Source organism: Phenylobacterium sp. LH3H17 (assembly GCF_024298925.1).
Classification (GTDB): Bacteria; Pseudomonadota; Alphaproteobacteria; order Caulobacterales; family Caulobacteraceae; genus Phenylobacterium.
Window position 1 is genome coordinate 219,585 of the sequence record NZ_CP101283.1, and the last position, 26,296, is coordinate 245,880.

30 protein-coding genes and 3 pseudogenes are annotated in these 26,296 nt (G+C 63.7%); 10 read left to right on the forward strand and 23 right to left on the reverse strand.

What is annotated here, in order from left to right; translation table 11 throughout:
- Complete coding sequence (locus M9M90_RS01080; protein ID WP_254835319.1) at positions 1 to 1,116, forward strand: hypothetical protein; 1,116 nt, start codon at positions 1 to 3, stop codon at positions 1,114 to 1,116.
- A gap of 2 nt (positions 1,117 to 1,118) precedes the next feature.
- Positions 1,119 to 2,222: a PfkB family carbohydrate kinase gene (locus tag M9M90_RS01085; protein ID WP_254835320.1), complete on the forward strand. Its 1,104-nt coding sequence runs from the start codon at positions 1,119 to 1,121 to the stop codon at positions 2,220 to 2,222.
- Between the two features lie 188 nt (positions 2,223 to 2,410).
- Here M9M90_RS01085 and M9M90_RS01090 read toward each other — a convergent pair whose 3' ends face one another.
- Positions 2,411 to 2,788 carry a response regulator gene (locus M9M90_RS01090; protein WP_371876889.1) on the reverse strand — a complete coding sequence of 126 codons (378 nt, stop codon included), beginning with the start codon at positions 2,786 to 2,788 and terminating at the stop codon, positions 2,411 to 2,413.
- A 156-nt stretch (positions 2,789 to 2,944) separates the two neighbouring features.
- Between M9M90_RS01090 and M9M90_RS01095 the strand changes: the two genes are divergently transcribed.
- Positions 2,945 to 4,468: a recombinase family protein gene (locus M9M90_RS01095; RefSeq protein WP_254835322.1), complete on the forward strand. Its 1,524-nt coding sequence runs from the start codon at positions 2,945 to 2,947 to the stop codon at positions 4,466 to 4,468.
- On the opposite strand, the pseudogene M9M90_RS21230 reads toward M9M90_RS01095, so the two are convergent.
- The 3 genes and pseudogenes from M9M90_RS21230 to M9M90_RS01105 form a co-directional block, all read right to left on the reverse strand.
- Positions 4,429 to 4,560, reverse strand: a pseudogene (locus M9M90_RS21230) (ATP-binding protein); the annotation flags it as partial. The gene M9M90_RS01095 and the pseudogene M9M90_RS21230 overlap by 40 nt on opposite strands.
- A gap of 56 nt (positions 4,561 to 4,616) precedes the next feature.
- A complete protein-coding gene (locus tag M9M90_RS01100; protein WP_254835323.1) occupies positions 4,617 to 5,318 on the reverse strand; it encodes a hypothetical protein in 702 nt (233 codons plus the stop codon).
- Positions 5,318 to 5,719, reverse strand: coding sequence for a hypothetical protein (locus M9M90_RS01105; RefSeq protein ID WP_254835324.1), 402 nt, complete (start codon positions 5,717 to 5,719; stop codon positions 5,318 to 5,320). Before M9M90_RS01105 ends, M9M90_RS01100 begins: the two co-directional genes overlap by 1 nt.
- 99 nt (positions 5,720 to 5,818) lie before the next feature.
- On the opposite strand from M9M90_RS01105, the gene M9M90_RS01110 reads away from it, so the two are divergent.
- The gene (locus tag M9M90_RS01110; RefSeq protein ID WP_254835325.1) at positions 5,819 to 6,133 is read left to right on the forward strand and encodes an outer membrane protein assembly factor BamE; all 315 of its coding nucleotides are present in this window, start codon (positions 5,819 to 5,821) and stop codon (positions 6,131 to 6,133) included.
- Between the two features lie 593 nt (positions 6,134 to 6,726).
- Here M9M90_RS01110 and M9M90_RS01115 read toward each other — a convergent pair.
- A pseudogene (locus tag M9M90_RS01115) lies at positions 6,727 to 7,695 on the reverse strand (IS1595 family transposase); the annotation flags it as partial.
- A gap of 180 nt (positions 7,696 to 7,875) precedes the next feature.
- Between M9M90_RS01115 and M9M90_RS01120 the strand changes: the two are divergent.
- Positions 7,876 to 8,163, forward strand: coding sequence for a DUF6471 domain-containing protein (locus tag M9M90_RS01120; protein ID WP_254835326.1), 288 nt, complete (start codon positions 7,876 to 7,878; stop codon positions 8,161 to 8,163).
- A gap of 56 nt (positions 8,164 to 8,219) precedes the next feature.
- On the opposite strand, the gene M9M90_RS01125 is transcribed toward M9M90_RS01120, so the two are convergent.
- From M9M90_RS01125 to M9M90_RS01135, 3 genes are all read right to left on the reverse strand, one after another.
- Entirely contained in the window at positions 8,220 to 8,603 is a 384-nt protein-coding gene (locus M9M90_RS01125) for a hypothetical protein (RefSeq protein ID WP_254835327.1), read from the reverse strand.
- A complete protein-coding gene (locus M9M90_RS01130) occupies positions 8,603 to 9,154 on the reverse strand; it encodes a type II toxin-antitoxin system antitoxin SocA domain-containing protein (protein ID WP_254835328.1) in 552 nt (183 codons plus the stop codon). The genes M9M90_RS01125 and M9M90_RS01130 overlap by 1 nt, the downstream gene beginning before the upstream one ends.
- Positions 9,155 to 9,362: 208 nt before the next feature.
- Positions 9,363 to 9,704 (reverse strand): hypothetical protein, encoded by a 342-nt coding sequence (locus M9M90_RS01135; protein WP_254835329.1) that lies wholly within the window; start codon positions 9,702 to 9,704, stop codon positions 9,363 to 9,365.
- Between the two features lie 260 nt (positions 9,705 to 9,964).
- Here M9M90_RS01135 and M9M90_RS01140 point away from each other — a divergent pair, with 260 nt between their 5' ends.
- Positions 9,965 to 10,894, forward strand: a complete 930-nt coding sequence (locus M9M90_RS01140) for a hypothetical protein (protein WP_254835330.1) — start codon at positions 9,965 to 9,967, stop codon at positions 10,892 to 10,894.
- Between the two features lie 40 nt (positions 10,895 to 10,934).
- Here the strand turns inward: M9M90_RS01140 and M9M90_RS01145 are convergent, their stop codons facing one another.
- From M9M90_RS01145 to M9M90_RS01155, 3 genes are all read right to left on the reverse strand, one after another.
- A complete protein-coding gene (locus tag M9M90_RS01145; protein ID WP_254835331.1) occupies positions 10,935 to 11,870 on the reverse strand; it encodes an STM4504/CBY_0614 family protein in 936 nt (311 codons plus the stop codon).
- Between the two features lie 131 nt (positions 11,871 to 12,001).
- A complete protein-coding gene (locus tag M9M90_RS01150) occupies positions 12,002 to 12,553 on the reverse strand; it encodes a hypothetical protein (RefSeq protein WP_254835332.1) in 552 nt (183 codons plus the stop codon).
- Between the two features lie 743 nt (positions 12,554 to 13,296).
- Positions 13,297 to 13,521: a helix-turn-helix domain-containing protein gene (locus M9M90_RS01155; RefSeq protein ID WP_254835333.1), complete on the reverse strand. Its 225-nt coding sequence runs from the start codon at positions 13,519 to 13,521 to the stop codon at positions 13,297 to 13,299.
- 68 nt (positions 13,522 to 13,589) lie between these two features.
- Between M9M90_RS01155 and M9M90_RS01160 the strand changes: the two genes are divergently transcribed.
- Positions 13,590 to 14,075: a hypothetical protein gene (locus M9M90_RS01160; protein WP_254835334.1), complete on the forward strand. Its 486-nt coding sequence runs from the start codon at positions 13,590 to 13,592 to the stop codon at positions 14,073 to 14,075.
- A 31-nt stretch (positions 14,076 to 14,106) separates the two neighbouring features.
- Here M9M90_RS01160 and M9M90_RS01165 read toward each other — a convergent pair whose 3' ends face one another.
- The 4 genes from M9M90_RS01165 to M9M90_RS01180 all read right to left on the reverse strand — a co-directional run bounded on the left by M9M90_RS01165 (position 14,107) and on the right by M9M90_RS01180 (position 16,585).
- The gene (locus tag M9M90_RS01165; RefSeq protein WP_254835335.1) at positions 14,107 to 14,691 is read right to left on the reverse strand and encodes a hypothetical protein; all 585 of its coding nucleotides are present in this window, start codon (positions 14,689 to 14,691) and stop codon (positions 14,107 to 14,109) included.
- A gap of 86 nt (positions 14,692 to 14,777) precedes the next feature.
- Entirely contained in the window at positions 14,778 to 15,512 is a 735-nt protein-coding gene (locus tag M9M90_RS01170) for a hypothetical protein (RefSeq protein ID WP_254835336.1), read from the reverse strand.
- Between the two features lie 101 nt (positions 15,513 to 15,613).
- Complete coding sequence (locus tag M9M90_RS01175; protein WP_254835337.1) at positions 15,614 to 15,937, reverse strand: DUF6471 domain-containing protein; 324 nt, start codon at positions 15,935 to 15,937, stop codon at positions 15,614 to 15,616.
- Positions 15,938 to 16,099: 162 nt separating this feature from the next.
- Positions 16,100 to 16,585 (reverse strand): hypothetical protein, encoded by a 486-nt coding sequence (locus M9M90_RS01180; protein WP_254835338.1) that lies wholly within the window; start codon positions 16,583 to 16,585, stop codon positions 16,100 to 16,102.
- Positions 16,586 to 16,610: 25 nt separating this feature from the next.
- On the opposite strand from M9M90_RS01180, the gene M9M90_RS01185 reads away from it, so the two are divergent.
- Positions 16,611 to 16,778 carry a hypothetical protein gene (locus M9M90_RS01185; protein WP_254835339.1) on the forward strand — a complete coding sequence of 56 codons (168 nt, stop codon included), beginning with the start codon at positions 16,611 to 16,613 and terminating at the stop codon, positions 16,776 to 16,778.
- Positions 16,779 to 16,853: 75 nt separating this feature from the next.
- Here M9M90_RS01185 and M9M90_RS01190 read toward each other — a convergent pair.
- The 8 genes and pseudogenes from M9M90_RS01190 to rdgB all read right to left on the reverse strand — a co-directional run.
- A pseudogene (locus M9M90_RS01190) lies at positions 16,854 to 17,768 on the reverse strand (YifB family Mg chelatase-like AAA ATPase); the annotation flags it as partial.
- A 201-nt stretch (positions 17,769 to 17,969) separates the two neighbouring features.
- Positions 17,970 to 18,917: a glutathione synthase gene (gshB, locus tag M9M90_RS01195; protein WP_254835340.1), complete on the reverse strand. Its 948-nt coding sequence runs from the start codon at positions 18,915 to 18,917 to the stop codon at positions 17,970 to 17,972.
- An 80-nt stretch (positions 18,918 to 18,997) separates the two neighbouring features.
- Complete coding sequence (locus M9M90_RS01200) at positions 18,998 to 19,813, reverse strand: SirB1 family protein (protein ID WP_254835341.1); 816 nt, start codon at positions 19,811 to 19,813, stop codon at positions 18,998 to 19,000.
- A 14-nt stretch (positions 19,814 to 19,827) separates the two neighbouring features.
- Positions 19,828 to 20,202 carry a YraN family protein gene (locus M9M90_RS01205; protein ID WP_254835342.1) on the reverse strand — a complete coding sequence of 125 codons (375 nt, stop codon included), beginning with the start codon at positions 20,200 to 20,202 and terminating at the stop codon, positions 19,828 to 19,830.
- A complete protein-coding gene (gene rsmI / locus M9M90_RS01210; protein ID WP_254835343.1) occupies positions 20,199 to 21,074 on the reverse strand; it encodes a 16S rRNA (cytidine(1402)-2'-O)-methyltransferase in 876 nt (291 codons plus the stop codon). Before rsmI ends, M9M90_RS01205 begins: the two co-directional genes overlap by 4 nt.
- 41 nt (positions 21,075 to 21,115) lie before the next feature.
- Complete coding sequence (locus M9M90_RS01215; protein WP_254835344.1) at positions 21,116 to 23,182, reverse strand: S9 family peptidase; 2,067 nt, start codon at positions 23,180 to 23,182, stop codon at positions 21,116 to 21,118.
- 64 nt (positions 23,183 to 23,246) lie between these two features.
- Positions 23,247 to 24,398 (reverse strand): radical SAM family heme chaperone HemW, encoded by a 1,152-nt coding sequence (hemW, locus tag M9M90_RS01220; RefSeq protein WP_254835345.1) that lies wholly within the window; start codon positions 24,396 to 24,398, stop codon positions 23,247 to 23,249.
- Positions 24,395 to 24,994 (reverse strand): RdgB/HAM1 family non-canonical purine NTP pyrophosphatase, encoded by a 600-nt coding sequence (gene rdgB, locus M9M90_RS01225; protein ID WP_254835346.1) that lies wholly within the window; start codon positions 24,992 to 24,994, stop codon positions 24,395 to 24,397. Before rdgB ends, hemW begins: the two co-directional genes overlap by 4 nt.
- Positions 24,995 to 25,359: 365 nt before the next feature.
- Here rdgB and M9M90_RS01230 point away from each other — a divergent pair, with 365 nt between their 5' ends.
- Both M9M90_RS01230 and M9M90_RS01235 read left to right on the forward strand, forming a co-directional pair.
- Positions 25,360 to 25,890 (forward strand): DUF2975 domain-containing protein, encoded by a 531-nt coding sequence (locus M9M90_RS01230; protein WP_254835347.1) that lies wholly within the window; start codon positions 25,360 to 25,362, stop codon positions 25,888 to 25,890.
- Position 25,891: 1 nt separating this feature from the next.
- Positions 25,892 to 26,131 carry a helix-turn-helix transcriptional regulator gene (locus M9M90_RS01235; protein ID WP_254835348.1) on the forward strand — a complete coding sequence of 80 codons (240 nt, stop codon included), beginning with the start codon at positions 25,892 to 25,894 and terminating at the stop codon, positions 26,129 to 26,131.
- Positions 26,132 to 26,296 lie beyond the last annotated feature (165 nt).

The window sequence follows — 26,296 nt, forward strand, 5'->3', positions numbered from 1 at the left end:
ATGGCCCGGACCCGCCGCTGGGATCCCTGTATCGCCCATCGGGCGGAAGAGGTCGATCCGTTCATCGCCGACTATTTTGCTCAAACCGATCGCAAGGTGTTGTTCGTCGGCGGCGCCGGCTTTGATCCACGATCAACGGCGGTCGCCTTGCGGCTCGCAGCTGCTGCCGGATCGGTCAAGGGGCTCCTTATCCAGGAGAACCGGCCCAAGCCGCCACAGGGGCTGCTTCAACGGGCGACGACCAACGCCAGCGCTTTGATGGCGGCGCTCGCCGACCACGTTGTGGCGCCAATCGACATCTTCGGGCCGGACGGCGCGGTGGTCGGGGGGCGGAATGCTGTCACCGTGCTTGCTCGCCAGGATTTCGACGGCCTTACGGACGTCGTGGTCGATAGCAGCGCTTTGTCTGTCGGCACCAGTTTCCCGCTCATCCGGTATCTGGTGGAGCGTATCGAGCAGGGCAAAGGTCCGGCCAATCTCCATGTGTTCGTCGCCCACGACCCGACGCTCGACGCAGAGATTCAATCCATCGCCGGCGACGCGCCGGGGTATGTGCACGGCTTCCGGGGTGGCTCGACCCTCGACGGCACGGCCGCGGCCGCGAAGTTGTGGCTGCCGCAGCTAGCGGTCCGTCGTCGAGGAGCGCTGACCCGACTGCATGACTTCGTAGCGCCTCACGACACCTGCCCGATTCTACCTTTCCCGGCGGCCAACCCTCGCCTCGGAGACGAGCTAGCTGAGGCATTCCTGACCGAATTCGAGAGCGCTTGGTCGGTAGATACGCGCAACATCGTTTATGCAGCCGAGGACGATCCACTCGATCTTTACCGAACCATCCTCAGATTGGACGATCTGCGGAGGCCCGTGTTCCAGGAAGTGGGCGGGTCACTGCTGGTTCTGTCGCCGGTGGGGAGCAAGGTCATGGCGTTGGGGGCTCTCATGGCCGCGCTGGAGCGCGATTTGCCGGTCGCCTACATGGAGGCGATCGGTTACGATCTCGATGCGTCTATTCCCGCCGTGACCGCGGAGCCGCACCTCGTTCATATCTGGTTGGAAGGGGACGTCTATCCGCAGCCCCGCCCGGCGCTGCATAGTGAAAGTACCCCTGTGCGATGACGATGTCTGACCCAAAACCCCAGGCATTCGGCACCGGACTGATCGCCCTCGATCTCGTCATGAGCGCCGACCCTGAGGCGCCCGTTCGATCCTGGGCGGGTGGAACCTGCGGAAACGTGTTGTCGATCCTGGCCTATCTGGGATGGGACGCCTACCCGATCGGCCGCATGAACGGGGATCCGGCTTCGCAGCGCGTCAAAGCCGACATGAAGCAGTGGGGTGTTCGGCTCGACTTCGCAGGCTGCGCGCCGACCAGCCATACCCCGATCATTATTCAAGAGATCCGACGCGGGCGTGATGGCGCGCCGACCCATCGTTTCTCCTGGGCCTGTCCGCGCTGTGGGCAGTGGTTACCCAGCTTCAAGGCCGTGACACGCCATGCGGTGGAGGCGGTAGCGCCCAAGCTGGCTGGGTCGGCTGTATTCTTCATGGATCGCTTGTCTCGCGCGTCGCTGACCTTGGCCGCTCAGGCGTCGGCCGACGGCGCTGTGGTGGTCTTTGAACCGTCTGGCAAATCCGATCCGAAGCTTTTCGCCGAGGCCTTGAGGCTGGCCCACGTCGTCAAGTATGCGGATCAACGCCTAGCGGCGGTCGGAGGCGTGATGGCGGAAGATTCGGCGACTTTGGTCGAGGTTCAAACCTTGGGTGCGGCTGGGTTGAAGTTCCGTCATCGACTGGGCCGCGGAATCTCAGCCTGGAAGCACTTGGACGCCGTTCCGGCCCCGCGTGTGGCCGACACCTGCGGCTCGGGCGATTGGTGTACTGCAGGCTTGGTAGCGAAGGTCGCGGCCAGTGGCCAAAAGGGTCTGCGCGCCGCCGGCGTTGAGGGTATTCAATCGGCGCTTCGCTATGGCCAAGCGTTGGCAGCTTGGAATTGCGGATTCGAGGGTGCCCGCGGCGGCATGTACGCCATCGACCGATCAGCGCTGGACGCTCAGATCGAGGCCCTGCTCTCCGGCAGACTAGAGACGGTTCCCCTGGAGCCGAGACAGAAGATGCGAAGCACGTCAATCGCGTGCCCGGCCTGTCCGCCTGACAAGCCCAAGGAAAGATTGTCCTCAGCAAAGATCGACACGCCAGCCCGGCGCAAGACATCGGCGGCGTGACGCAATGGCGGCCGACTGCCGCCATCTCGGGGCCGGCAACGTCGAAGAGCGTCATGCCACAAAATCCGTCGAGGTCTCCCCAGCACTCGACTGGACGGGTGACGGCGGCATGAACAGGTAGCATCGAAGGGCCTCTATTTGGGGGGACCCGCGCCGAGTTCGTCAGGAATGAGTAGGCCCTTTCGGACTTACGCCGCCCGGTCGAAGACGCGCTCACACGCCATCGCGAGGGAGCGGGCGCTGATTGGCTTCTCGACGAGAGCGAATGGGTCCTGATCTCTCAGGTCATCGATGTTGCCGGTCACGAAGACGACGGGGACGGGACCGAGCGTGGCGATGATCGCGTTGACGGCCTCGATGCCGGTTCCGCCGATGATCCGCACGTCGGCGGTGATGAGGTCGGGCCGATGGGCCATGGCGGACGCCAAGGCGCGGTCGGGGCTGTCGGCGATGTCGAAGGTCTGGAACCCCATGTCCGCGAGCAGGTTCTCAATTTCCATCGCGATGAGCATCTCATCTTCGATGATGAGGACGTGTCCCCGCAGCCCCTGAATCACACGCTTCACTCCGCCAGGTGACGTCCGTTGCCCGACTGAATCCCTAACTGATGGGCGGCGCTAGTCGTTGCAACCCACGCGGCTTGTTTGCTCGCACGCCGTGTTTTCGATTCACATTGGCCTCGCCATTTCGTATCCTCTTTGTTCCACACCTTGGAGGCTGAAATGCAGCGTGACGGGGGGTTAGACGCCAAGCGGGTTGGCGTCTGGATACGGGTTTCGACCGAGGACCAGGCGCGCGGCGAGAGCCCCGAGCACCATGAACGCAGGGCCTGCGCATATGCCGAAATGAAGGGGTGGGAGGTTGCCGAGACCTATCGCCTCGAAGCGGTGAGCGGGAAGGCCGTCATCGCGCACGCGGAGGCCCAGCGAATGCTCGCCGATATCCGCAGCGGGCGTATCTCTGGCCTCGTCTTCTCGAAGCTCGCTAGGCTCGCGCGCAACACCAAGGAGCTGCTGGAATTCGCCGATCACTTCCGCGCCGCGAACGCGGACCTGATCTCGCTTCAGGAAAGCATCGATACGAGTTCGCCCGCTGGCCGGCTCTTCTTCACGATGATCGCGGCCATGGCGCAGTGGGAGCGTGAGGAGATTGCCGACCGCGTCGCGGCCACGGTCCCGATCCGCGCGCAGCTCGGCAAGTCGACGGGTGGGGCCGCTCCGTACGGATACCAATGGCTCGACAAGCGCCTGGCCGTACATCCCGACGAAGCGCCCGTCCGGCGGCTCATGTTCGAGCTGTTCGCCGAGCATCAGCGCAAGCGCACGGTCGCTCGCATCCTCAATGATCGGGGCTATCGAACCCGCAAGGGCGAGATGTGGTCGGGGACGACCATCGACCGCCTCCTAACCGACACCAGTGCGCGCGGCGTCCGCCGCCTGAACTACACCCGCACCAACGACAACAAGAAGGCGTGGACGCTCAAGCCCGAGAGCGACTGGGTCATGGTGCCGGTGGAGGCCATCGTCTCAGACGAGTTGTGGGACAAGTGCGCCGCGATCCTCACCACTCAAAGCCAGCAGGTGAAGCACGTCACGCGCAAGGCGGTGCACCTCTTCGCGGGCATCGCGCACTGCCACTGCGGCACGAAGATGTACGTGCGCGCAGGCTCGCCGAAATACGTCTGCGAAGGTTGCCGCAACAAAATCCCCACTGGCGACCTGGAAGCCGTCTTCCTTTCCGAACTCCATCGCTTCCTGCTCTCTCCCGCCGAGATCGAAGCGCACTCGCGCGCGGTCGCCGACGCGATCCGCGAGAAGGAGCGTTTGATCGAAAAGACGCTCGGCGATTTCAAGAAGGTCGAGGCGGAAGAGGACGCCGTGTTCGACCTGTACAACGCGGGCGGATTTCCGAAGGAAGACTTCGCGCGTCGCCATCGGCCGATATCTGAACGACGCCGGCAGCTCGAAGAAGAGCTGCCGCGCATCCAAGCCGAACTCGACGTGATGCGTATCGCAGCCTCTTCCCAAGAAGAGGCCATCCAAGGAGCTAAGACCCTTACCGAAGGTTGGTCCTCAATGACGGCTCCGCAGAAGCGTCAGATGGTCGAGGCGACCACCAACCGCATCGTTATCGGCAAGGAGGAGATCGAAATCGATCTCCTCTATCTCCCTTCGGGAACAAGCGACCAAAGTGCCACGCATCCTCAGGGGTTCTGGGCGGCGACGAGCTGGAAGCGGGCCGGGTAGCAGACATGGGCGTTGGCCCGGGCCACCGTCACCTCGCCGGTCTCCAGGGGCTGGCGCAGGGAATCCAGGGCCTGGGCGGAGAACTCCGGCCTTATGGAGCAAACACACCCACGCTGAAGCTGCCCTTTTTGGGGGTCCGGGGGTATTTTCAAGCCATTTCGACAAAGGTCGCCATCTCCGCGACCAGCGGTGTCAGGTTGGCCGCCGTGACGCCGTCCTCTACGTGCAGGGAGTAGTGGCGACCGAAGCCTTTGGCTTCGTCCGACAGTTGCCCTGTCGTTAGAAACCAAAATGCCGAGGTCTTTGACGCGCCGCTCCAGGCGCGGAGCCCCTTCAACACGACAAGGTCGAATGTCCAAAGGGGCAACAAATCAACAATCCACCCCAGCAGCGCTCGAATGAAATTCTTATCTAGCGTTGCCGAAGAAGCGTATCGCTTGAGTTCCGCCCCGACGATTGGAGGCATTTCCAATTGCCCCCCGCCCTTCGCACGGACGGCGTCGACATCAGCCGACCGCACTGCGGCAATATCAATCTCGTGGTCTCCGCCACTGAACCCGGTGAACTCAACGCTGTTGTGCAGTTCCGTCAGGAAACTTGGGGTTCCAATCCGAAAGTAAGATGGGTACAGGCCCGATTGCGTCGGGCTTGGAATGTGACCGGGGCCGCCTCGCAATCTAAACGTGAGAGTAGGATTACCCTTGTGGCTTAGGGCTTCAACCGGGTTGCCCAAGTTTCGTAGTTCGATTGCCAGTTTGAACAGCACAAGCCCTTCGAACGCCTTTCCGCCAGTGAATCCCGGTACGGTGACGCTGAGATCGTGTGCGGCCTGTTGGAGCAGGTTGTCCACTAGAGCAGCTCCTCTCGGCGACGGATCGCTTGGTCTGCCCTTCCGATTGCCTCTACCAACGCATCGTTGAACTTCCTCAAAGCGATCTCACGCCTAGGATCGGTGAGATCGTCCTCCCGACCTTCCGGCAGGCCGACGGTCACCACGGCCTCGACTTCAAACTCGGGAGCCAGTTCTCTCAATTCACGGGTGGCGTCGATCTCACCCTTCGTGACGTCAAACACGACGCGCTCCATCAGATCGAGCTGTTGGCGCCCCGCCCCGTATCTATCGTCCGCCGTATCGAGTGCGCGTTGTTCTAGGTCGCTTATGGCCTGAGCCACCTCCACTCCGAGCCAATCCAACTCGCTCGCGAGCAATGCGGAGACCAGCGACGAGACTTCCGGGTCTTGAACTGCCATGCCCAGCCTCAATTGCTCGGGGAACCTGCGGCCGGTCGCGCGTTTTCGCGAGACGTGTCCTTGTAGTAAGCTATACTATAAGAGGTGGGGGACGCATCAATGCACAAGGCCGCCGCACTCTGTCTGATCCTCGCGCTTGGCTGTTCGAGCTGCGCCAGCATGGGTACTGACTACGACGAGGCGACGGCAACGCAGCTTCAGCCAGGCATGTCGAAGTCCGAGGTAATTTCTCGCCTGGGCCAACCCAACTCTCAGACCACCATGCCAGACGGACACCTGCTTCTGCTGTGGCTACACAGTGAGGCGAACATGCTCTCCGGCAAGTCTGGCGCCCGCTCGATCTCGATCATGTTCGACGCGTCGGGCCGCATGGTCCGCGAGATCAACCGTACCCAGACCGGTGGCCGGTTCTAGCTCCTGAGGTGATCGCGTGGCGGGCGTCCAAGTCGTCAAATCTCTGACCCGAAAATACGCTGACTTGCTTGGTGATCTAGCGACCTGTGAGCGCCAGATCGAAGGCGAGTGGGGACTTCGAAACATCCAGCTAGCTACCGAGCGGATCGATCGGCGAAAGGCCGAGATCAAGAAGGGCCTCAGCCAACTCGCCTACGTGATCCGGATGTTTGATCCGGAATGGAAGCCACGCGGTATCAAGCCAAGGAAGCCACGAGAGGCCCAGCTATTGATGCGCAATGGCGTACCCCAGGCCATGTTGACCGTCCTGCGAAAGAGCCGCGAACCGATGACGGCTCGCCAGATCGCGAGAGGCGTGATGGCGCTGACCGGGAGGGGTGGTGAACCTGAGGAAGTCGCAAAAAAGATCGACATCAGCGTGAGAGCAGCGGCAAAGCGGCTGCATGCGGCAGGCCTGCTGGAAATAGGTCAGGGATCGCCGATGCTATACGCGCTCCGCTCTGCGACACCTGCGCGGCTCGCCTGAAGCCATAGGCGACGCGCCAATGATAACGGCGGTCACGCTTGCGACGGGTGACGGTCGGCCCGAGCCAGCGTTGCCAGTAGCCCTTCCATCGCGGCGAGACCGGTTGATGGCTCGTGGCATGCAGCAGGCGTAACCACTGTTCCCCGTTGCTGAGACGCCGGTGATCCTCTCGCCAGGATACCTCCTGTGCGTACAGATCGAGATTCGAGCCGATTATCCGGTAGTGGACGCCGCGTTGGGATCGGCGGAGGCGGGCGAACAGGCTCTCGATCTGATTGGTGCAGATGTCGTCGATCAAATACCCCTCGTCGTGGTTCACGATGTAGTGCGGACCCTTGGTTCCGAAGGGCGTCCAAGCTCCATTGTCTGTGAGGAAGGTGCTGCCCGCGCTCACGGAATCTAGGATGAATGGGATGCCAACGGTCTCGTTCCTGAGGACAACGGTCAGACGGCTTTGGCCGTGCTCGCCCCTTTCACGAGCACCCACGACCACCTGTTGCGTACTGCGAGGGTTCGGCTGTGTGAACCGCTGATCTCTCATCCTCCCTTTGCGGGCCGAATGCGGGAAGACAATTCCGTCGACCTCAACTTCGCCTTGGAGCGGCCGTGGATCGCGGGACTTCGCCATCGCTTCGCGCAGCTTGGCGCACAGGACGAACGCGGTCTTGTAACTGCAATCGACCTCCCGGCTCAGCCTGAGCGCTGAGACGCCGCTTGCTCCATTCACGAAGACCATCACCGCGTAGAGGATGTCGCGATACGACATCTTGCGGCTGGCGAACGCCGTGCCCGACGTGGCGGAGAACTGGCGCCGACAGTCCGCGCATTTGAAAATTCGGCGGGTCGAGATTTCGTAGATGCGGGCGGACTTGCAGTGAGGACACGTCGGGTGCCCGCCGGTGTCGGCGAACCGGATCGTGCAGAATGTTCGGTAGGCTTCGTCGTCCGACAGCCGCGCGATTCGCATCGGCGAAAGCGTGCGCGACGCAGCGCTCAGCAGATAGTGCTGCTTCTCCTGGCCCCGCTCGTTGACCAAGACCCGACGCCGCCTGATGTGACCCTCCCAAGGGACGTACGGGGCCTCATATGTGGCTTCTGCGGCCAATCACCTCATTCCATGCGTTAGCATCATATGTGGTGGTATATACTGAGACGCGCATCAATTACAATGCCTGAGCATCATTTTTGATGCCAACCTACCCGAAGGGGCGGACGGATGATCGTCAACGAAGCTCTTGAGACCGAGTGGCAAGCCCGCGTGAAGGGCATGCTGCGGGCGGAGATGGTCAAACGGAACATGAAGACCGCCGACCTGATTTCGGTCCTGCGCCGGTGGGGGATCGAGGAGAACGAGCGCAACCTCCGAAACAAGATCGCGCGCGGCACCTTCTCCGCGACCTTCTTCGTTCAGTGTCTCGTGGCGATGGATTGCCAGACGCTGCGGCTGGACGGCGAGTTTCCCAACCCGGCGGTGAATCCGGAGCTTTGGTCGCGCGGCACTTAGCGCGTAGCGAGCGCCACAAAGAGCCAGGTGAGGAACGCTTGATCAGTTTCGTAGTGCTAGATCGCCATCATCTGCAATTGCCCCAGAACGAAGGCCTTGTCGGGCTTCGGCAGTGACTTAACCCCGGGGACGAAGGCGGCCATTTCCGCCGCAACATCCTTCGCAATTTCACCCAGCTTTTGAGCCTTGAAGATCGTCAACTGTCGATGCGCGTATCGTGGGAGCATGGAATACGCGACCACCGTTAGTCCGCTCGCCGACGGCGGTATCATTGGGAACCGCAAACAATCGAACGGTTGGTTGTCGAGGTAGCCGCCAGCGGAGTTCAGATACAGACAGACCAGCACTCCGTGGGCATTATCGCCCAGACAGACGTGGTATTTTTTGTGGCCGGCGACGGGAGAATCCAGGCTGATGATGTCGCCTGGAACGAATGCCATTAGAGTGAAGCGTAGAACTTCAATTCTTCGGCAGCCTGTGGATTTGGCCGCTCGTAAAGAAGCGCGTAGTCCATTGGGAACTGGCGTCGCTCAGGATCGTCGCGCCATGCGGCCATGTATGCCGGGTCTCGGTGGGTTTCGCGCCACACGCCTGCAAAGCCAAGCCGCTTAACGTGCGTGAGAGCCACGTCGAGTTCCTCGATATCGCTCTCGGAAAGCACCTCATCGGAAGCCTCGCGCTGGGCCGCCGAGTAGTATTTTTTCTTTCCGCCTCCTGCCATCACCTTCCAAAGCACCGCGTCGAGGCCAACCTCCCTTAATGCGGGGGGTTCCTCCTTCAGTACGTTGTACGCAAGGCTAGGCACCGGCCCGTCGGGCATGGCGACGTACTCGTCAAAAGTGATTGGCCTACCGTACTTGTTCAGGTGGGCTCGATCCGCGAAAAACATCGACTTCAGGATGTCGTACTGCGTCACGAGGATATGGCGCCGGTCGGCCTCCGCGATAATGTGCACAATCGCCTCCCGAACCTTATCAGGGTTCGGGACCATTCCCGTCCTTCGCGCTCGGGGATGATTGAATTGCAAACCGGACTCCCTGCGCACAGCGGCGCCTCGCGAATCATACTATCTGTCAAGTGGTTACCCAAGCCATATTGACAAGCGCCCCGAACGGAGTCCGAGCGATTCTTCGTCGCTCAATGCTTCGGGGGCCTCTTCCGCCACCGGTCACATGCTGCATGCGGTCGCCGCGCTGCCGCTAACACCGAAGCTCCAACCGTCCCGGCGTGAAGGCGATGCTTCCCGCAAAAGGACGCGGCCCCTCAATTGGGCCATAGGCGAGCGTATCTCCCTCGCTGCTGATAATCGCCGCATGCGTCACCGCCCAGATGCCCGCGAAGCTCCATTCAACGTTGGTCTCACTGAGAGCTTTGGAATCGGTGGGTCGCACTATGTCGAACGTCACGTCAGCGCGGGCATAACCTGGCGCTTCCAGCTCGACGCCGAACCAGCCTTCCGGCGTGGGCGCTTTTGTGAGCAACGCCACCTTCAGGGGCGCTTCGACCGGCAGGGCGTCGCGATGACCGACTACAAGTCGCATCCTTGAGCTTTGTGATGACATTTAAGTTGTCCGAGCAATGCGTTGATAAAATAATGGATCAACTAACTGACGACATTCTGCGCCCGAATCACAAATAGTCAAGAAATCAAGGTCAATATTCAAAGTATTATAATAGTACATCAGATGCGTGCTTGATATGCTTGAATGCCATCTTCGCGGAATGTTATTTGGGTGATATCCGAGATCCGATCTCGTGGGTCGATCTCTCGATTCGCCGGGCATAACAAACCGAGGACATCATGCTGCGCCTAGACCTGTCCTACTTCTATCGACTGAGCACGACCCTCAACTCGGTTCGATATATGGCCTCAGATGTCAGCGTGGGTGATGTCTGGTTTGAACTTCATGCAGTACTAGCGGCAGTGAAACAGCTCTTTACGGACGCGACGATTAAAGGCTGCTTCCGCAGCTCGCTGAGCCACGGGTATCAAGTTTACAATTTCGTCGAGGCGATCACCCAACGAAAGTGGGAAGACCCGTTTAGCAATTGGGATAAGGCGCAGCTCATCAATCTGATGAACAGCTTCGAGATTGTTCTTACGAGCGAACTGGCGGTGACCGACAGCTACATCGTCGTTGAGAAGCCGCCATATTCGACCATAAGCCTTATTGCGGCCGGGGAAGACCTCTTTCCCGCAGACATTAAGGGCAAAGTACCTGATGCAGTTGATGACATGCGGGAGGCTGGCAAGTGCCTCGCTTTCGAACTCTCCACAGCGTGTGGCTTCCACACCCTTAGAGCAGTTGAGGCAGTCCTCCGTCGCTACTGGGAGGTTGTGACCGGCAACCTGCCCAAGCCCAAGCAACGCAACATCGGAGTTTACCTCCACGCGCTCAAAAGCGCGGGCTGCGGGGACGCCAAGGTGATTGCCGCGCTTCAGCAATTGAAAGATTTGCATCGAAACGTAATTTTCCACCCGGAGGAAACGCTCACGGTTGAACAGGCGATTTCGTTGGTTGGGCTATCCCGCAGCGTGGTCGGCGCAATGCTCGCGGAACTGCCGGTTGTCGTCTTGCCGCAATCTGACGCGGCGCCAATGATCGATTTTAGTTCAGACGTTGAGGCCACAGAGGCGGCAGACACCGGCGATTGGAATGAGATCGACAAGGCTGCCGACGCCGCGGCCCTGGCCACGGATGCTGCCGCCGCCTTAAGCCCTCACCAATAGGACCATCTTGTTGGCGAGCACTCAAATTTAGAACCGAGGTCTATCGCTTGCTCAGCGCAGCTTCAGCGATGAGCAAGATTTTCGCCGCAGCTAGGTGAAGTGCATAGGCGGCAATGTAGCCAGGTGTTTGCCTTGGTTCGGCACCGTCGCCATGCCCGCCCTCCTCGTTCCGCACCTTGGGAAGTCCAGACGCGAGGGTTGCGGCCAACTGGTCGAACGAAGTGTCGAGATAGTCCGGCCAGAGCTTGTTCGCCCTTAGCACCTTCAGCAGATCGGACGCCCGAGCGCCTGCCGGGTAAGGCCAATGGCAAATGTCGCACGCCGCCTTCATCGTGCTCTCGAACGCCTTGTTGGCCCAGACGATCGCGTCCTTGTACTGCCCGGATCGATAGTGGTTGTGCGCTTGAAGATACTCTTGCTCCGGCCCCGCGAACCGCTTGTCGGAGAGCAGGATCAGCGCCGGTTTGACGATCTCGGCGTGTGTCATCTGCGAGTCCACGCGGATCACGTGGCCGCTCTCGAATTGGTAGCCAACGGCTGCCTCACGGAACCAATAGTTGACTTCCGCGAGGGCGTCGTCTGCGTTCTGCACAATGCCTTTTTCGGAATACTCATAGGTAGGCACAGACCGACCAATTAAATCGATCATTCGGCAGCACATCTCAATTGCACTCAACGCGTCATCAACATCCTGACATGTCCTGATGTAGTATATGATGTCATCTTTTGCGTCGAAGTTCTGATCAGTTAAGAAGTCGCGACCTTCAACTTTACACAAATGTTTATGTACCGCGTCCCAATATGAATTGTTCTCTACTTGATACTCTCTATTGCTATACTCTCCAATGGCGTCCGCGAAAATTTGACCGAGCTGGTTTCTCAGCTTTTGGGATAACGCGTCGTATTTATAGACCTCTCCCATCCCCGCGCGCTCAGCTTCCAGTTTCCGCTGTTTGAAGGTCTTGAAGGGCGGCATCGTTAGGTCCTCGGAATCAGCTCCGACGGCGAGTATGCCCCGACGGACCCCCTCGAAACTCAACTTTTGGCCACGGTGGCCTTGCCGGGGCGGAAGCGTCGAGTCGAGCGCCACAAAATAGGAGTGACGGCCTACTTGCCCGCCACACCCAATAGGTCGTGGTCGTCCAAGCTTCTAAGCACATGTCCAATCCTTGCATTCACTGCCTCGTAGAGCTTCGACATGCTCAGCAGCGCCTGATCTGCCTCGTCCGGCCCCTCTACAAACTCCACATAATTCGAGCCTTCTCGGAATCTATCCAGGAGGCCGCGCGCCTCGACATCCCGAATGCGAACCGAGTACTTTATGATGTCTTCTATCCCCTGCCTGATTGCCTCGGCATCTCCCTCGGGCAGGTAGTTTTTCTTCCATTTTCCGCTTAAGCGGAATGCGATGATGTCAGCGTGATGGGCCTTTCCCATCCCTCTCATCAGCCGCGCTGACGACTCTTGCGCGGCCAACAAAGTCTGCCGTTGGAAACTGATCTGCTCCTGCTCAAGCCGATCTCGTCGAGCATCTAACCGCGCCTCGCGTTCGCGTCGTGTTTGGCGCGAACTCTGTTGCCAATCCGCCAGCCATTTCGCGGCAAATCCGGCGGCGAACGAGAATATTGGCAGCAGCTGCTGATCAATTGAGACAACCACGGTTTTGACTCTTCCTTGTTGTTGACAATTTCACGAACAAGCGTAGTATACTGGGCAATATTGTTTAAGAATACTCTGTAACTTACGGCAAAGGCTGGGGCGCTATAATGGATGATCATCATCGTATACTGCTGTTGTTCGATATTGTGGACGAGATGTCGCGACGGATTTTTCCTGGCGATGAACTTTGCTCAGCACCCTCAGGCAAGGCGCCTTCTGAGGCCCCAAGTGAACTGCCCACGGGAGCCAATTTCGTATTCTGGCGAAAGGCGGAGACCTGAGAGTGTCAGAGCGCCGACAATGAGGTATCAATGTCGGTAGAGGAGCCTCGATGAGCGAAGATCAAGAAACCGACGAAGAGCGCAGAGTTCGCGTACTGTTGGAGCAGAGCTCCCGCGACGAATGGTCTGATCAAGAGGAACGCATCGCCGAGCGTGAATCTGATCAGAATGTCTCTCAGGCTATGAGAATTGTTTCGCGGGCGAGGCTCAAAGTGTCGAGCCATCCCGGCGGTAGAAGCCTCCAGTTGCTGGACGTCGACACCGCGCACCGAAAACAATTCACATACGTCCTGAGGCCGAGGCCTCACGATGACCGCCCCCTAATATTTCGGTTTGATAGTCCGGAAGGAGTGACCGCCGCCTGCGGGGTTACGGGATTTGAGGCGATGAATTTGGGGCCTCCAGCCAGCTTGACGTCCGACGCGGCGCTCTCAGCGTTTCGCCAATTCCTTGAGCTTCACCTCAAGCAGGGCTTTCGGTCGCGCTAAGCAGCGCCCCTGGCTCCACCCCCAAAACCGCCGCCAGTTTTCCCAACATCCCCACGGTCGCTGAAGTCTCGGCACGTTCGATCATGCCGATGTAGCGCATCGCGATCCCAGCCTCGAAGGCCAGTTGTTCCTGGGTAAGGCCGCGCTCTGTGCGTAGGCGGCGCACGTTGGCGCCAACGATTTTCTCCCACGGACCCATGCCTTGACGGGCCAGTCCGCAAGCGGCACCGTCTAGGCAGTATACTGCCTATTGGCACGGAGGCGGCGATGGCAAACAGTTCCCCTAGCTTCGGTAGCGGCATCGCGGCCTTTGTTGCTCTGGCTGGGTTTGCATTCGTAGGCAGTAAGATCGACGGCTTGGTGCGCCCGGAAAAAGTCAAAGCTGAAGCTGCCGCCGAGATCGCCACAAGAGCTACGAAGAAGGCCGAGGAGGCCCAAGCGACGCTCAATGACAGCGCCCGCGCCAAGGCTGAAGGCCTAGAGCGTCGACGGAAGGCCGAAAGCTTGGCGACGCTTGAGAAGGCCCGCGCAGAGTTCTTGACGGCCCAGACCGAAGCCAACAATCACTACCCGGCCACTGACGCGGATATCCCCGAGTACGAGTCATACTGGTTCCCGCGTGAGCGGGCCGCGAGGACAAGATACGAAAACGCCTACTTCGCTGCCCACGGGCGAACTGCCAAGGAGGCTGAAGCGGAGGCCATCGCCCAGGCGGCCTGGCCCTATACGGCGGGCTACGAAGGTCCGCGCTGAGGGGAAACAGGATAGCGCCATGGCGCGCGTTTCAGGCCTCAAGCCTCTTCCTCCGCTTCCAGAGCCTAGGCCACCTGAAAGCCAGGGGGTGAGCGAACGCCTCGACCTCCAACGTCAGATTTAGTGCAGCAACGCCGCATCCGCTGAGGTGGGGTTTCGCATTGATTCTCGACGCCGACCCCGGCACACCTGCGAGCAGGGCCAAGCTACCGTCGAAATCCATAACCAGGGCTCGCACTCGGCTGAATGCCGCCACGGCCCTTTCGGTGGGAAGGTCGACTAGTCGAAGCTCCTGCATGTTAAGCAGTACTGCTTGGAAGCTGCCACTGGTGCGCGTGATCTTACAGAAATGGCTAGTGAAGCTGCCTCGATCCTGCATCGTTTGGAAGAAGTCGGTGGCGTCCTTCGCGACAGACTCCGCGAGCCTCAACGTGCTGCGTGCGGCTTCCCATCGGCGGTGAGTGTCGATGAGGTAGGACGCGACGGCGATGCCAAGTGCGACGACTGCCGCACCGGCAGTCGCGACCGCCGAGAACGCCTCCCAAAAGTTGCTTGGCTCAGCTTGCGGTGTCATTCCGAAGGCTAACACGGCTTGGCAGCTTCCGACCTTGGCCATTGAGGCGGCACCAAAGTTTGGCATTTTCGCGCATGGTGTTCGACCGCGTTAGAATCCGCAAACCCCAGAACACGCCAAGCGGGGACTTACGGTTCACAGTCGCCATCTTGGCAATTGAAACGACCACACGTTACCGCGTCCATGCCAAGATTTTGGCCGCGTGTAGTGTAATCGCCGGGCTTTGGGCGGATTTCTGCACACATCTCGGTTCGGTATTGTTCGTTGTCAAACGCGTCTGTGTAGTCAAGTCGAGCGCGAAAGTACAAATATCGCTTGCCGAGCTTGAGACTGTTCATCAGTTTTCCGGAAACGGTACAAGAACCTATTTGAGCGTCTGCCCTCGGGCCAATGATGTTTCTGATGGCCCCTCTTGGAAGCCCCCGAACGGTCTTCATCTCCAACATCGGCCTATCGGTGTGAAAGCACTCGGTATTATTGAAAAGATTCTTTGTCTGAGTGCTTCCGCTGTTGAGCCAAACCGGTGTGAGCGTGAATTCCAAGTCCCCGCCATCGGGAGAGGGAACTTCTAGGAATTCTAGTCGCTTAATGCTCACGTTCGGGCGAGCATTCAGCATCATCGTCGTCCGATTGTTGTTATTCGCTTCATCAAGGGCTCGGGCCTGATCACGGCCAGCGGTGGCCTGTTTCTCTAACGCGCCAGTCTGGGTTCTCATCTCGGCGATCTGGGCCTTCATCGCGTCGGCTTGCGCTTGCGCAGCTTCCGCGACATCTGCGACCCGCTCGATGGCATCCGCAGTGTCTTTGGAAGAGCCAGCGCTATTGATTTGGGTAAGGACGGTGGAGATGACGACAACGATCACCCCGACAATCGCTGTGCCTATCGTCGTGTAGTCGACCCAGTCCCGCTTTGGTTTGGGCGCATCAGGGTCACGCGAGCGCCTATGAAACGGCGAGTACGCCACTAGTCCTCACCCATTCTCAGCCTAGGCCCAATGGCTTCCATGCATTGGAGGAGGCAGACGGCTGTGAAGGCGCCACGGCTGATCTTGTTGGCGATGTTGGCCGAGCTCTCTGTGATCCCCATGGCGTCAAGGCGGACGGCTAGCTGGGCATAGCCGACCTGGCGTCGCTTAAGTTTGCCCTTGAGCAATCCCTTCGCCCGTTCCTCCCACTCCTTTCCCAGGCCCATATCTCCTAGCGCGATGAACATCATCATCCGGTCGCTCTCGCTGGCGAACGTCTTCCGAATGTCAGAGGACGAAGCATTCGCGGCGCTGTAGGCCATCCGGTTCTCTGAGGACGAAGGTGAAGCGAGATAGAGAGGCATCATACAATAAGATTCGCTCTCTCAGCTTGGCGCGGAACAACCCGTACGGCCTGTGACGAACAACCTCCTGGCAGGTGCGGTGACAGCAGAATCCGCCCTCAGCCGGTATTTCCAGGGCGGCTAGTTCGCAATGAATTTCGGGCGCGCCACCAGCGCAGCCCTTGCCTCGGCGTTCAACTCGGCTCGTCCCCACGTCTTGTACTCGCCGTCCATCTCACCGTTGATCGTCAGGCCGTCCGTGCGCATCACCGTGAGGCAAGCGCCAACGCGCTTGCGCAAGATGACGTACGTCGCCTCATCGGCCCTTAAGCCCCGATCCGCGATCCACGCTTCGGTGATCGTACGCGACGTGTGGAACCCGTCGTTGTCGCGGAGGAAGGCGATGACGAAGCGCTTGAGGTGGTTTTTCCGCGCCCGGTGCTTGGTCACGTAGCGCTGGATGGCCTCAGGCGCGTTCGCGGGATTGAACAACGGGATCACCGCGTCGAGGTGGTCGATGTCGCAAGTCACCTTTCGGGCCTCAGCCTCTAGGTGGTTGCGCAGCTTGATGAGATCGTCGCGCTTGGCGATCAGGCCTGCGACTGTGTTGGGGCGCTCTACGGACATGGGGGTCGATGTGGGCAGGTTGATCTTGGCGCTGGTTGCCGCGCTGAGCGTGGTGGGGTGCGTCGATCCTGAGCGGCTGGAGATTGCCGACGTGAACGCGCGCAACGCCCTGGCGAAGGTCGAGGACCTGTCCAGCCAGATCGAGGTGCTGGACGCGCGGGTCGCGGAGCTTGAGGAGAAGCTGGGTGAGTAAGCATCCCTCAAAAATACCCCCGGACCCCCAAAAAGGGCAGCTTCAGCGTGGGTGTGTTTGCTCCATAAGGCCGGAGAACTCCGGAAGCTCGTCCAGGAACAGCACCCCGTTGTGGGCCAGGGAGACCTCGCCAGGCTTCACCCGCAGACCGCCGCCGGTGAGCGCCGCCATGCTGGCGGAATGGTGCGGGGTGCGGAACGGCCGTGTCCGGGTCAGCGCCCCCTTGGCGATCAGTCCGGCCACCGAGTGGACCATGGACGTCTCCAGCAGCTCGGTGGGCGACAGCGGCGGCAGAAGGCCGGGCAGGCGCGCGGCCATCATCGACTTGCCCGAGCCCGGCGGGCCGGTGAACAGCAGGTTGTGGCCGCCGGCCGCGGCGATCTCCAGGGCCCGCTTGGCGTTCTCCTGGCCCTTCACCTCGCGCAGGTCGGGGACCCGCTCGCCGTCCAGCATGGGGCCGGGCCGGGGCGCCGAGAGGATCTGGGTCCCGCGGAAGTGGTTGACGATGCCGATGAGCGAGGGCGCGGCCAGCACGCGGGTGTCGCCGGCCCAGGCGGCCTCCGGGCCCGAGGCCTCGGGACAGATCAGGCCCAGGCCCATGGCCCCGGCGGCCACGGCGGCGGGCAAGGCCCCGGCCACCGCCACGATCCGTCCGTCCAGCGAGAGCTCGCCCATGGCCGCCCAGTCGGCGAGCGCGTCGGGCGGCAGGATGCCCATGGCCCCCATGACCGCGAGCGCGATAGGCAGGTCGTAGTGGGCGCCTTCCTTGGGAAGGTCAGCCGGCGCCAGGTTGGCGATGATCCGCCGCGAGGGCATGGCCAGGCCCAGGCCCGCGAAGGCGGCGCGAACCCGCTCGCGGCTTTCGGCGACCGCCTTGTCGCCCAGTCCGACCAGCATGAATTTCGGCTCGCCGCCGGTGAGCTGGACCTCGACGTCCACGCGCCGCGCCTCGACGCCCTGGAACGCCACCGTGACCACCCGCGACGCCATGCAGACCCCCGCCCGTCCCACTAGAAATCAAGAACTGATGCTCGCCGAAGCTCGTCTTTACTTTCGGCAATCACGCGCTTGAAAGAGTTCAACTTTATCCACAAGCCCAGCACGCCGCGCGGCTCGGATCAAGAACAAAAATAGAACCTAAGGGGAAAGTGAGCGGTTTCCGCGACTTGGTCGGGTGTCTTGAAGCCCAAGCTAAGCCTTGGCGCGGAGGGCTTCAATCCGTTTCCACATGACCTCGGTCGCGTCGATCCCGCTGAAGCGTTTCAGGGCCTGGGCGCCGGTCGGAGAGGTGACGTTGATCTCGGTCATGTAGTCGCCGATCACGTCGATGCCGACGAACATCAGGCCGCGTCGCTTCAGCTCGGGACCGATGATGGCGCACAGTTCCAGGTCGCGGGCCGACAGCTCCACGGCCTCGGCGACGCCGCCGACGGCGAGGTTGGAGCGGATCTGGCCGGCCTTTGGCACCCTGTTGATGCCGCCGACCGCCTCGCCGTCCACCAGCAGGATGCGCTTGTCGCCCTTGGACACGGCGGGCAGGAACTTCTGGGCGATCACCGGCTCGCGGCCTATGGCCCGGTGCAGGTCCAGCATCGCGTCGAGATTGGGGTCGTCCGCCAGCAGCCGCGCCACCCCCGAGCCGCCCAGGCCGTAGAGCGGCTTCAGCACGATGTCCCCGTGCCGGTCGCGGAAGTCGTAGATCGCCTCGATGTCGGAGGTGATCAGGGTCGGGGGCTGGACGCCGGGGAAGTCGGTGACGAACAGCTTCTCGGGCGCGTTGCGCACCTCGGCGGGGTTGTTCACCACCAGGGTCTGGGGATGCACCTTGTCCAGGAAATGGGTCGAGGTGATGTAGGCCATGTCGAACGGCGGGTCCTGGCGCAGCAGGATGACGTCGAACTCGGCCAGTTCGCGCACCTCCCAGGGTCCGAACCTGGCATGGGCGCCCTTGACGCGCTCGACGGTCACCGAACGGCCGCGGGTGAAGACCTTGCCATCCTCCATGGCCAGCCGGTCCGGAGTGTAGACGAACAGCTCGTGGCCCCGCGCCTGGGCGTTCTCCAGCATGAGGAAGGTCGTGTCGCCCTCGATATTGACGGCCTCGAGGGGGTCCATCTGGACGGCGACCTTCAACGACATCGGCTCGGTTCCTTACGGCGAAGGCGTCTGAGATAGGCGGGGCGGGGCCCGAGCGCCAGCGAGGATCGCTGAGGGCGCTGTCAGTTCAGCCGCAGGCGCACCCGTTCGCGCTGGGCGCGGGCGGCCAGCGCCGCGCCGCCGTCCAGGGTCCCGGCGTGGGTCAGGGCCTCCATCGCGCCGGCCAGCGCGCCCTGGCCCTCGCGGGCGGCGGCGACGTCCAGCCAGGGGCGGTGGTCGGCGGGATCGAGCAGGGCGCGGCGCAGGGCGGCGCGCTCGGCGCGGGGGAAGTCGCGGGCGTTGCTGGCGCGGGCGAAGATGTTGTTCTGCAGACGGATCAGCACATCGCGGTCGCTGGCCGGCGCCATCAGCCGGTCCAGCCGGTCGGCCACGTTGGGGGTCAGGCCGGCGTGCAGGGCCCGGCGGGTGAGCTCGGAGGGCAGCACCACCCGGCCCTCGCTGAACGGGTCCATGGCCAGCGGTCCCTCGGCGGTCTCGATGCGCAGCAGGAAGTGGCCGGGGAAATCGACTCCCTGGACGGTCAGGCCGCACTTGCGCGCCACATGCAGGTAGAACACCCCCAGCGCCACGGGCAGGCCCTTGCGCCGGGTGGCCACGGCCACGACGTCGGCGTTGTCGGGATGCTCGTAGGTGAACAGGTCGCCGCCCAGGCGCAGGTCGCCGGCCATGGCCTCGGCCAGGGCCTCTTCCGGGCTCTCGAGGGCCAGGCGCTCGGTCAGGCGCTCGACCCCGAAGCGGGCCAGGTCGCGGGCGGCGTCCGGATCGCGCTCGGGATCCTCGTGCACGGCGCAGGCGATGGCGGCCTCCAGCAGCGGGAAGTCGCCGTCGCCGGCGCGGCCGGCTTCCTTCAGCAGGGTTTCAGCGTCTTCTCGGGTCATCAGTTCCTGGCGACTCAGGCGCCGTTCCAAGCGTCCCGACTATGAATCGGAAGCTTGCCGGGCGCGAGCGCGATCAGATCGAGGCGAACCGCGAGTTTTTGCAAGCTGGGCCGTCGGGCTGCGAGCATTTGCCCCGCCCGGCGCAGGCGATCGCGCTGGGTTTGGGTGACGGCTTCCAGAGCGGACTCAAGGGTCGTGCGCTGCTTGACCTCGACCACCGCCAGCACCTGGCCGCGTTGGGCCAGCAGGTCGATCTCCCCCTGGGGCGTGCGCAGGCGGAAGCCCAGGATGCGGTAGCCCTTGGCCATCAGCCAGATCGCCGCCCAGACCTCGGCCCGGCGGCCGGCCAGCCGCGCCGCGGTCCCGCGCGCCTGGCGGACGGGGTTCACTCCCCGTCTCCCGCCTTGAGCGCCATGGCACGGCGGTAGAGGTCCCGGCGCGGCAGGCCCAGCGCCTTGGCCACCTCGGCGGCGGCCTCGGCGGGGCGCAGGCGAGCAAGCGCGTCGAGCAGGGCGGTGTCGGCGTCGGCGGCGGTGGCGGCCTCGACCCGGCCCGGCCCGACCATCAGGACGAACTCGCCCTTGGGCGCGACCATCTTGGGATCGGCGGCCAGGTCGTCCAGCGACCCACGGGTCACGGTCTCGTAGAGCTTGGTCAGTTCGCGGGCGACGACGGCCTCGCGCGGCCCGAACACCGCGGCCATGTCGGCCAGGCTGGCGGCCACCCGCGAGCCGCCCTCGAAGAACACCAGGGTGGCGCGGATTCCGGCCAGTTCCTCGAAGAAGGTGCGCCGCGCGGCGCTCTTGGGCGGTGGGAAGCCCGCGAACAGGAAGCGGTCGGTGGGCAATCCGGCCACGGACAGCCCCGCCAGCAGGGCCGAGGCGCCGGGGATCGGATAGACGGCCGAGCCTTGGGCGATCGCCTCGCGCACCAGCAGGAAGCCGGGATCGGAGACCAGAGGCGTGCCGGCGTCCGACACCAGGGCCACCCGGCCGCCATCGGCGAGGACGGCGAGCGCCTTGGGACCGGCCCGCTCGGCGGCGTGCTCGTCATAGCGCTCGAGCTTCTTGGAGAGGCCGAAGGCGTGGAGCAGCTTGCCCGCCACCCGGGTGTCCTCGGCCAGGACCAGGTCGGCGGCGGCGAGCACGTCGAGGGCCCGAAGGGTGATGTCGCGCAGGTTGCCGATGGGCGTGGCCACCACATAGAGGCCGGGCGCGAGCGGCGCGTCAGAGAGCTGCGGCGGTGGGGGATGGCGCGACATGGGCAAGGCTTCGCCGCTCAGGCCGCGGAAGGCAAGCCCGATCAGGGGGCCGGCGGCGGTCCGGTATGGGCCTGGGTCCAGTCCAGGATCTCCTGCTGCCAGGCCATCCAGTTCTGGGGCTTGAGCACCCAGTGGTTCTCGTCCGGCACGTGGACGAAGCGGCTCTCGATTCCCTTGCGCTGCAGGGCCGAGAACGTAGCCAGGCCCTGCTCCACCGGCACGCGGAAGTCGCGCGAGCCGTGCAGGACCAGCATCGGCTTCTTCCAGTCGGCCACGTAGGCGTTGGGGGTGAAGGCGGCGTAGACCTCCGGCCGCTCCCAGGCGGGGCCGCCGAACTCGCTGACGAAATTGGCCGTGTCCATGGCGTTCATCATCTGGGCCACGTCGAACACGCCGGCGTGGTTCACCAGGCAGCGCCAGGGCCCGTTCCAGCGTCCGGCGATCAGGTTGACCATGTAACCGCCGTAGGACGCGCCGACCGCGCAGGCCCGGTCACCGTCCATCCAGGGATTGGCCGCCAGGGCCGCGGTCCAGCCCTTCTGCAGGTCTTCCAGCGGCCGGTCGCCCCAATGGTTGGTGATCGAATCGGTGAAGGCCTGGCCGAATCCAGGGGAGCCGTGGAAGTTGACCATCACCACGCCATAGCCGGCGGCGGCATAGACCTGCGGGTTCCAGCGGTAGCTCCAGCCGTCGGTCCAGGGCGACTTGGGGCCGCCGTGGATGAGGTAGACTACGGGGTATCGCCGCCCCTCCACATAGCCCGCCGGCTTGAACACCCAGCCCTGCACCGGCTCGCCGTTCCAGCCCGGGAAGGTGAATACCTCGGCCTTCGGCAGGTCCAGACCGGTCAGGGCTGCGGCGTTGTGATCGGTCAGGGCGCGGCCGCCTTCGACGATCTGGGTCGGGCCCTGGAAGCTCTCGTGCGTTAGGACCAGCCGCCCCCGCGCCTCGTCGAAGCCGGCGACGGTTCCGGTTCCGCTGACCGCGGCGACGGCTCCCGATCGGACCTCGATGCGGAACAGCTTCTGCTGCCCGTTCTCCGCTGCGGTGGCGTAGAGCGCCCTGCCGTCCGAGCTCCACCTGAGGCTGCCCGGGCCGCGATCCCAGTCTCCGGCGATGGTGCGGGGATTGGACCCGTCGGCGTCGGCCACCACGATCGCCGGCTGGTCGCCGCCGACGTTCTCGCGACGCCCCGCCAGCCAGGCCAGGCGCCGGCCGTCGGGAGAGATGGCCGGGGCGTAGTCAGGCGCGCGGTTGGCCTGGGTGAGGTTTGCCGGCGCGCCGCCGGCGAGGGCCACGCGGAACAGGTCGGCGTTGTCGGTGAAGGCCTCGGCCGCGCCCTGGTTCTGGGCCTGGAAGACCACGTGGCTACCGCTGATGACGAAGGCGTCGTCGCCGCCCAGCGGCCGCGACGGGATGTCGCCGTCGAAGCCGGGCGTGAGGTCGCGCGGCGCGCCCTGCGCCAGGCCCGAGCCGTTGAGGGGCTGGACGAACAGGTGGCTGCGCCGCCCGTCGTTCCACGTGTCCCACGGCCGCAGGGGCAGGCGGTCATAGGCGCGGACCGTCGACTTGCTGTCGGCCTGGGCCTTCAGGCGGTCGCGGGTGCAGGCGAGGTCGGAACAGTCCAGGAAGACCGCCGCAGCCAGGACTAGGTCGCGGCCGTCGGCCGAGATGCGGAAATGGGTGACGTCCACAGGGAGGCTGGTCACCTGCGCCGCCGCCTGGCCGTCGCGGTCGGCGCGCCAGACCTGGTTGGAGCCGCCCCGGCTCGACAGGAAGTAGATGGATCCATCCGGCGCCCAGCGGCCCGAGCTCGCCCCGCCATCGGAGACGGCAAGCCGGCGGCGCGACCCGTCGGGCTCGATCACCCAGAGGGCCGTGGCGCCGCGGTTGCCGGCCCAGTCGGTGGCGCGGACATTGTAGAGGACGCGCCGGGCGTCCGGCGACAGGCGGGGGTCCGAGACCCGGTCCATAAGGGCGAGTTGGGTCAGGCCCAGTCCGCCGGCGGCGCTTGGCTTGGCCGCCGGGGCCGCGGCCGGAGCCTGGGCCGACGCCGCGCCGCCCGACAGGACGAGCGCCGCCGCCATCGCCAGAGCCCAGTTCGCCATGTCGTCCCCCTTCGAGTTTCCGCGCAACCTAGGCTCGTCGCGGCGTCGAAGCCAAGTCGCAGGGTCAGCTCGCCAGCCGGCCGGTGAGGTGGTCCAGCAGCAGGCGGCCAGCGGCTGTGGCCCGCAGGCGAAGGCTATCGTCCGCGATCAGGCCGGCGGCGACCAGGGAGGCCACCTCGGGGTGATCGGGCGAGAGTCCCAGGGCCGCCACCTCGGCGAAGGCCACGCCCGGCCCGATCCGCAGGCCCGACAGCAGCCGCTCCTCGGCGGTCTGACGCGGATCGAGGGTCTCGCGGGTGGCGAAGCCGGTCCCGGCCGCGGCGACGGCGGCGATGTAGTCGGCGGGCCTGGCCTGGGCGCAGGTGGCGACGCGTCGGCCCTGCAGCGTCAGGCGCCCATGGGCCCCAGGACCCACGCCCACATAGTCTGCGCCGGTCCAGTAGACTAGGTTGTGGCGCGAGCGGGCGGCGGACCCGCGCGCATGGTTGGAGACCTCATAGGCCTCGAAGCCCGCGGCTTCCAGGACCTGCTGGGTGGTCTCGAACAGATCCGCGGCGGTGTCCTCGCCCGGCGGGACCAGGGTCCCGCGCCGCACCGCCCGGTCGAAGGCGGTGCCGGTTTCGATGGTCAGCTGGTAGGGCGAGATGTGCTCCGCGCCCAGCTTGATCGCCGCCTGGAGCTCCTCGGCCCAGGCGAGCGGGGTCTGGCCGGGGCGGGCGTAGATCAGGTCCAGGGACAGCCGTGGGAAGGTCCTGGCGGCGACCTCGGCCGCGCGCAGCGCCTGGGCCGCATCGTGGTTGCGGCCAAGCAGCTTGAGCGCGTCGTCGTGCAGAGACTGCAGGCCGAGCGACAGCCGGTCCACACCCGCGGCCGCGAAGCCCGCGAACCGGTCGGCCTCGGCGTCGGTGGGATTGGCCTCGAGGGTGACCTCGATGTCGTCGGCGGGCGTCCAGAGCCGCTTGGCGAGCGCCACGATCTCACCTGCCCAGTCCGGGTCCATCAGCGAGGGCGTGCCGCCGCCCAGGAAGACCGAGACCAGTTCACGCGGGCCGGTCAGCTCGCGCTGGGCGGCGAGGTCGGCGCAGATCGCCTGGACCAGCCGCGCCTGCTCCTCGTCGCGGCCTCGCGCGCGGACGACGTTGAAGTCGCAATAGGGGCAGATGCGGGCGCAATAGGGCCAGTGGACATAAACGCCCAGCGGCGGGGCGGGGCTCAAGTCAGGGCGGCCTTGAGCTTGGCGAAGGCCCGCGCCCGATGGCTGTCGGCGTCCTTCACCTCGGGGTCGAGCTCGCCATAGGTGACGTCATGGCCGAGCGCCTGGAAGATCGGATCATAGCCGTGGCCCCGGTCGCCGCGGCCGGGGAAGACCAGGGTCCCGTCCACCCGGCCCTCGACCACCACCGCCGGTCCGTCCGGCCAGGCGACGGCGAGCGCGCAGGTGAACCAGGCGCCGCGATCCTCGCTTCCGGTCTCCTCCAGACGTTCCTCGACCTTGCGCATGGCGGCGGCGAAATCCTTGTCCGGGCCGCCCCAGCGCGCCGAGAAGATGCCCGGCTGGCCGTCCAGGGCCGCCACCGACAGCCCAGAATCGTCGGCCAGGGCGATCAGCCCAGAGGCCTCGGCCGCCGCGCGGGCCTTCAGCAGGGCGTTGCCGGTGAAGGTGGCCTCGGTCTCCTCGGGCTCCGGCAGGCCGAGGCTTCCGGCCGTGACCAGCTCGAAGCGATTGTCGAGGATGGCCGCCAGTTCGCGCGCCTTGCCGGGATTATGGGTGGCGACCACCAGCTTGGCGCCGGGTTCGAGCTTGAGGGCCATGGAGGACTCCGGGACAGGATGGCCGCGAACCATAGGCGAGGCCGGGTCCGCCCGCCATGCCGCCGGCCGCGGCGCTTCTGCTGCATTGCGAAAAGTTCATAATGTTACGTCGATTTAATATCGATAATCGATAATTAGATTGATCGAAAAGCGATGTGGTCCTATTCATGCTGCTCAGAAGGGCGCGACAAATGTTGCGTCGCACAATGAGACAGGAGATTGAAAATGTTCTCTTCCATGATGAGCGCGATGGACCGGGTCCTGATGATGGCGGTCGTGGTTATGGCGGCGGTTCCGACCGTGGCCGTGGTGGCGCAGCGCCTGATCGCCTAGTCTGGCGCCTTCGCTTTCGACGGAGGGCCGCGATGCGCGCCTTGGGACCCGGCTCGGTGTCGAGCTTCCTGAAGACCATCCTGGACGTGGTGTTCTTCGCCCTTTGGGCGGGGGTGATCCTGGTGGGCGTGTTGATGTTGCTGGCTCTGCTCCTAAGCTTCAATCCGGAGCTGATCGACAGCATCTCGATCCGCGCCGGCGCCGCGGAGATCGCCAATCTCGGCCCCGTGATGGTGGGCGGATTGGCGGCTGCGGCGCTCTACATGACCGGTGTCCTGTTCATCGTCGATCGGCTGCGGCGGATCTTCATGACCCTGACGGCCGGAGACCCCTTCCACCCCGACAATGTGCGGCGCCTGCGGGTGATCGGCCTGATCCTGGCCGGCCTGGAACTGCTCCGCTACGCCGTCTGGGCCGTGGGCGCCTGGCTGCTGCCCGGCGCCAATGAGGTCGAACCCAATTTCAGCCTGACCGCCTGGTTCTCGGTCCTGGTGGTCTTCGTACTTGCGGAGGTGTTCCGCGAGGGTGCGCGGCTGCGCCGCGAAGCGGAACTGACGATCTGACATGCCGATCCGTGTAAACCTCGACCGCGTGCTGCTGGAGCGGCGGATGTCGCTGACCGAGCTTGCCGACCGGGCCGGCGTGACCATCGCCAACCTGTCGATCCTCAAGACCGGCAAGGCGCGCGCGGTGCGCTTCTCGACCCTCTCGGCCCTGTGCCGTGAACTCGACTGCCGGCCAGGTGACCTGCTCGACTACGAGCCCGGGCCCGACGACGGTCCCGGCGACGACGACGGCTTCTAGGTCGCTATACGCCCGAAGAAATTGCAGCGCACCCGTCAAAAATGCCGATCTAACCATTGATAAGTTAGGACTCTGCTCATATGTGCGCTGCAACAATTGCTGCATTGCACACAAGGAGCTGCATCATGGCTCACGCCATTGAGACCTTCATCGTCAAGCTGATGG